This is a genomic window from Alphaproteobacteria bacterium, from assembly GCA_025800285.1.
In the GTDB taxonomy this organism is placed as follows: domain Bacteria; phylum Pseudomonadota; class Alphaproteobacteria; order JAOXRX01; family JAOXRX01; genus JAOXRX01.
In genome coordinates, this window is record JAOXRX010000014.1 from 1 (window position 1) to 839 (window position 839).

The following is an 839-nucleotide window of genomic DNA, read 5'->3' on the forward strand; positions in this document are numbered from 1 at the left end:
AGTGATCTGGCTACAGTAAATGAGACACAGGAATTAAAGAGTTCTGAGTTAAAATTACAGATAGAAAGGTCAAATAAAAATGAGACAATATACAAAAGAGTTTAGAGATTCAACAGTTGAACTTGTACTTAATAGTGATAAAAGTGCAATGCAAATAGCAAAAGATTTAGATATTAATGATAAAACATTGTATTCATGGATAAGAGCTTATAAAAAAGCAAATAGTATTCCAATTCAAATAAAAAAAGAGACTACTTCCAAGGAGAGTTTAGAAGATGAAAATAAAAGACTAAAAAAAGAGCTTGCTGTCCTTAAGCAAGAAAGAGAGATTTTCTTGTGCTTGCACTCTCTTTGAGAAAAAAGGCAGCAGCATACTTCGCAAAAGAAACTCTATAAAGTATGCATGGATAAAAGAGCATAATCAGAGTTTCCCAATTCAACTAATGTGCAAACTTTTCAATGTTAGTAGGAGCTGTTACTATAACTGGATTCAAAAAGGTTGCGTAGTAAATAGAATTGATACAGAGTTTAATAAATTAATCAAAGATATATTTGAGCAAAGCAGAGCCACTTATGGAACAAGACGAATTAAAGAGGTTCTAAAACAACAATATGGATTGATAGTTTCAAGAAGAAAGATTCAAAGGTCTTTATCTCAATTAAATCTAAAAGTTAAAATGAAACGAAGATTTAAAGTTATTACAACTACTTCAAACCATAAACTACCAATTTCTCCAAATCATGTTGATAGAGATTTCTATAGCTCTACGATTGATACAATATATGTTGGAGATATTACATATGTTCCAACTAAAGAGGGATGGTTATATCTTGCAGTT

2 protein-coding genes are annotated in these 839 nt (G+C 30.2%); both read left to right on the plus strand.

Features of this window, described 5'->3' with window-relative positions; genetic code table 11:
- Window positions 1-79 precede the first annotated feature (79 nt).
- Window positions 80-355: a transposase gene (locus OIF36_00070; protein MCV6598866.1), complete on the plus strand. Its 276-nt coding sequence runs from the start codon at window positions 80-82 to the stop codon at window positions 353-355.
- 88 nt (window positions 356-443) lie between these two features.
- Window positions 444-839 (plus strand): IS3 family transposase (locus OIF36_00075; protein ID MCV6598867.1); only part of this gene is annotated, 396 nt, incomplete at its 3' end.

Excerpts from the sequence above, each read along its gene's own strand:
- OIF36_00070 (MCV6598866.1), top strand. The coding sequence starts at position 80 with ATGAGACAATATACAAAAGAGTTTAGAGATTCAACAGTTGAACTTGTA.